At 45.7% G+C, this 4,656-nt stretch carries 4 protein-coding genes and 1 pseudogene; 2 read left to right on the top strand and 3 right to left on the bottom strand.

Translation table 11 applies throughout. The features are described 5' to 3' along the window. Nucleotides 1-271 (bottom strand): annotated as a pseudogene (locus tag J0895_RS09325) (hypothetical protein); the annotation flags it as partial. A gap of 148 nt (nucleotides 272-419) precedes the next feature. Continuing rightward, entirely contained in the window at nucleotides 420-581 is a 162-nt protein-coding gene (locus J0895_RS09330) for a hypothetical protein (protein WP_207087832.1), read from the bottom strand. Here J0895_RS09330 and J0895_RS09335 point away from each other — a divergent pair. Both J0895_RS09335 and J0895_RS09340 read left to right on the top strand, forming a co-directional pair. Beyond that, the gene (locus J0895_RS09335) at nucleotides 569-2,434 is read left to right on the top strand and encodes a sigma factor-like helix-turn-helix DNA-binding protein (RefSeq protein WP_207087833.1); all 1,866 of its coding nucleotides are present in this window, start codon (nucleotides 569-571) and stop codon (nucleotides 2,432-2,434) included. The two genes, J0895_RS09330 and J0895_RS09335, sit on opposite strands and share 13 nt — an antisense overlap. Before the next feature lie 13 nt (nucleotides 2,435-2,447). Further along, nucleotides 2,448-3,911, top strand: a complete 1,464-nt coding sequence (locus tag J0895_RS09340; protein WP_207087834.1) for a DUF1822 family protein — start codon at nucleotides 2,448-2,450, stop codon at nucleotides 3,909-3,911. Between the two features lie 179 nt (nucleotides 3,912-4,090). On the opposite strand, the gene J0895_RS09345 is transcribed toward J0895_RS09340, so the two are convergent. Further along, nucleotides 4,091-4,656, bottom strand: a 566-nt coding sequence (locus tag J0895_RS09345) for a cation transporting ATPase C-terminal domain-containing protein (protein ID WP_207087835.1), incomplete at its 5' end; no start/stop codon positions are given.

Consider the following 4,656-nt stretch of genomic DNA (forward strand, 5'->3'; position numbering starts at 1 on the left):
ATAAGGCAGGCCACCAGGAACTCTGAAACCGGACCCGTCCCCCAAAATAGGGGACAATGGTTTCATCCACGATCGCCAATTGCTGAGACTCCTCTGCCATCCGTCCTGACTCAATCTCAGCGCTTTTAGGACCCATGCCATTTCTGCGGGAAAAAAACAGTTTGCCAAACACCCGTTGGAACCAATAGAACCTCACTCGATGCCATCCTCCCATCAACGATACCGATCGCACTAGGGGCGTTTGAGCCCGAGGAACTTTATTGATCGCCACTCCCCCTCCAGAGGCGATCGCCCTCTACAGTTTTTATTAGGATGGATTGCGGGAAAATATGCATCTTTTGTGAGATCGGCAACAGATTAGTTTTCCCTTTCGGGGTCCGGCAAAGGAGTTTCTTGACCCAATCGCTGCCAATCCGCCATCAATCCGGTGCAGGAACCCGATTGCTAACCGCTACGATTCCGATGCGGAGCATTTTTGCATAATTGGCGATGGACTGCCCTAGTAAATCTTTAGAACCCTGAAACGACGGATTTCCGTGAGTTGACTCTTTGCGAACCGAGAACGAGAATGTTAAGTCCATCGAACCCCAACCCGATTCCTAACCCACCCCGGCGTTCCCCTAACGTCAACCAATTTTCCACCTATCTCAGGTCAAATCACGAAGGGGGGCGCTGGGTGCTGGAATGGAAAACTGAACCGCGTTTACGGCGCAATATTCAGTTATATACAGCCCAAGACCCGAACTTTGCCGACTTGTGCGATCGCGGCGAAGATGGCACGGCGTTAGAACAGTTCTGGATCACCCTCGCCCTAGATCCCCTGCCCCCCCAAGGGTGGGAACCCCGCGATCGCCAACAACTGGCATTTCAGCATTTAGCCAGTTATTATGAACCGATTTGCCACAACGCGGCGCGTTCCATCGTGGATAAACATTCTCAAATCTTATGGGAAGATGCCTTGACCATCGCCCGACTCTGGCTACAAAAACATGATAAATTAGCCGAAGTTTTAAGAAAATATCAACCGAATGGACCCGCAAAATTTTCCACCTATTTACAATCGATTTTAATGCGAAATATTAAATCGGAAATTGATGTAGGTCGGTACTCTTCATGGCGGTTATTGTGTAAAGCACCAGACTATGAAATAGTTGAATCTTTGGAATTCATTGGCGTCAAACAAACCCAAGTTTTCCAAATTTTATTAGCCCGAAAAACTTTTAAAAAAGTTTATATAGCTAATCGGATTAATGGAGGGTGCAGAAGACCCGGGGAAATTTGGCCTGCACCTCAATCGGAAGATTTTGCTGAAACGGCGAAGTTTTATAATGACCAGCGACTCTTGCGTTCTGCTTTGCCAGAAGTGGCAGTAAATCCGCCGAGTAATGCGGAACAGATTGAATCTTGGATTCACGGTTGTCTGAAGGCGTTAAAAGATAAAAGACGACGGGAAAATGAGCTGATTTCGATTGAACCGCTTCCGGAACAACCGGGACTCGAAATACCCGACCCCAAAACTGAATTGGAAGACGCTATCCTGGAGGAAGGGTCTGAAGGAGACTTCCCGGATTCTCCCGGGAGTCAGATCAATCGCATTCCTGAGTTATTTGAAACCGCACTCAGAGGATGCCGTAGTATTCTCGAAGTTCAACTGGGCGATCGCCTGGTATTGATTGATAAAGATCGGATTCTTCTGTTGAGATATGGAATCGGACTCACGCAACAACAGATTGGTGAGTTGCGAGGGATTAATCAATCTAGTGTGAATCGCAAACTTAAGACCTATAAAACCTGTCTTTTGAGTGCTTTAACTCAATTAAGTCAACCGGAAGAGAGGGCGATTGACTATCTGCAAGGGTGGTTACAGAAAAAAATTTTATCGCCTAATCGGGAAGATATGATTGATCAATCGTTAGTAGAAGCTATCAAGACCCTGAAGTCTGAGGACCGAGAGCTATTGTCCTTACGGTATGGGCAAAAAATAAACATCCAACAAATTGGCGATCGCCTCGGACTGACGACGGATCAGGTCCAATCTAGGCTGAGTAACATTGAAACTCAATTGCATAAATGTTTATTCACTACCCTAGAGAATTGGATAAAGAAGTATGTAGAAAAATGGCTCTATGATTTTTACACATCCGCCTTAAGCCAACTACTCAATCAAGGTTTTAATTTACTGTCTCCTGATATCCAGAAAATTTTGAAACTTTCCTACAACCATCGCATCCCTCTGGACAAGATAGCCGCGAGAGTAGGACTGGATGAAGCAAGGGTGCATCACTTAATTTGGGAAGGAATCTGTCAACTAGAAACTTACTTAAATCAGAAACTTTCCGAGGTATTGGAAATGTCTCAGTTCGGGAATTTTGAAGGACAGCATATCGCCCAATTGACAGACGAATGGTTGAAAAACTTACACAAATCGGATTAAGGAGAAATAAATCATGAACTTTATAAATAATGAATGTAATCAGCCCCCAATTAAAACCTATCCTGAAAGAATGCGATTCAAAATTGCCCCTGATCACCAAGAAGAGGCTTGGCAGATGGCCGATCGCCACTCCAATACAATCACTCGGTATCAAGCTTATCTCAATTGGCTAACCCTAAAAACTCTCTTACCCTGGTTTGAAGAATGGGCGCGAGAGGAAGGATTACCAGCCCCCTGCATTTGGCCCAAAGCAGAACAAATGGTTCAAAGTTTAGAATTGGTCAATGGCACTGCAATTGAGCTAGATTTAACTCGATTTATCCTCATTCCAATGGATGAAATAGAGTCAGAATCGGTAGAAGTTCCCCAGGAGTGGGTAGACCATCCAAACTGGTTAGGAGATTATTATCTTCCGATCATTGTCAGCTTGGATGGGGATGAAGATAACTGCTGGATAGAAGTGGTTGGATTTGCTACTCATCAACAGATTAAAACTGAAGGAAATTATGATGCAAATACGCGAATTTATGGGTTGGAAATGACCGACTTTATCCCGGAATTAACGGTTATGGAAATAACTCGGGGACTCCAGGTGCGAGCACCCATTCCACCCTTACCTGTGCTATCGGAAGTAGAAGCTAAAAAATGGGTGCAAATTTTGGGGAATCCGTCTATTTATTCCCCCAGACTGCAAGGGGAAATTCCGTTTGAAACCTGGGCCGCTTTGTTGGATAATCAGGAGTGGCAGCAACAACTGGGCGATCGCCGGATGGGGAAAGTCCCGGAAGTTGCCTCAAATCAACCCTTGCAGGAGTTAAGACAATGGTTACATCAGGTTACGGAGGAAGGACTAGAGGCGATTTCTGGGGAATGGCAAGATTTTGAGGCATTGTTTGTACCCCCGATCGCTGTGCGCGGAAAAAGTGAGACAATCCAGGCGATCGCCCCGGTGATTCGCTTGTTGCAACCGGATGAATTAGAGCAAACTCGTCGTCATGCCGCAGGAGTATTAGGACAACTTGCATTTGGTAATTCTGAGGCGATCGATGCCTTAACCCAATTGTTGCATACCGCCCGGGATGAAGAAACCCTTTGGCAAGCTGCACTCAGTTTAGGTAAAATTAGTCCCGGGCATCCCCAAGCTGGCATCAAAAAAGCCCGATACCTCGATTGGGGAATGTATTTACAAGGTCATTCTATGGCGCTAATTGTGGCAATTATGCCCAAGAATGATGACAAATTGGGGATATATCTACAAGTACAACCGACTTCACCCGGTCAGTTACCCCCCCATTTAAAATTGAGCGTTCTATCAGCATCAGAAGAAACTATCCGAGAAGCTGAATCGAGAAGCGATCGCAGTGGAGAAGGTCAAGACAACTTGATTCAATTGAGGTTTAGTCCGCCTCCTGGCACTCACTTTCGAGTGAGAGTATCCCTAAAAGAATCTAGCATTACGGAGGATTTTATCGCGTAAATCAGACCAAATCAACTGGATTTAATAGGTCGCCATTATCTATGGCAACCTGCTAGTTTTAGGGGTTGCTGAATTATGCATGGGTTGGCAAAAATTAAACCCCGATCGCCTCCTGAGTGTTGACAGGGTGAGGCGATCAGGGTTTTTGTGGGAACGACTGACGTAACGTTAAACCGGGGTTAGTTTGGGGGGTCTAGGCGGTTGACTAGGAGGGCGACGGGAATCATGGGTAATCCGGCAGCTAGACAGATTAACCATTGGGTTGCATCTAAGGGTGCAGTTTGGAAAATGCGGTTGAGTAGGGGAACTTGGGAGAAGAGAATTTGCAGGATGATCGCCCCAATAATTCCTCCGATAATGGCGGATGCACCCACTTTTGAATTGAGGGTTCCCTTCATTTTGGCGATTAAATTGGGCAATAATTGGCTAATACTTAATAAATAAAAGATTCGACCGGAAACTAAGGATTGAACAGCGATGGTTCGGGCTAATGGGAGTTGGTCGGGATAGGTTCGGAATGACCATTCAAACATTCCAAAAATGACAATCCAGTTATAAATGGCAACGATGACAATTCGTTTGATGCGATCGCGCGATAAGAGCGATTCAGTGGGGTTACGCGGTGGCTTCTCCATGACCCGTGGAGATTTGGGTTCAAAGGAAAGGGGAACGGTCATCGTGATGGAGTTGAGCATATTCAGCCAGAGAATTTGTAAGGCTTCAATGGGCAGGTATCGACCTAATA

Source organism: Phormidium pseudopriestleyi FRX01 (genome assembly GCF_017313335.1).
GTDB lineage: Bacteria > Cyanobacteriota > Cyanobacteriia > Cyanobacteriales > Laspinemataceae > Laspinema > Laspinema pseudopriestleyi.

What these genes read in the sequence shown, in the direction of transcription:
- J0895_RS09340 (WP_207087834.1), top strand. Translation starts at nt 2,448, where the DNA reads ATGAACTTTATAAATAATGAATGTAATCAGCCCCCAATTAAAACCTAT.
- J0895_RS09335 (WP_207087833.1), top strand. Translation starts at nt 569, where the DNA reads ATGTTAAGTCCATCGAACCCCAACCCGATTCCTAACCCACCCCGGCGT.
- J0895_RS09330 (WP_207087832.1), bottom strand. Translation starts at nt 581, where the DNA reads ATGGACTTAACATTCTCGTTCTCGGTTCGCAAAGAGTCAACTCACGGA.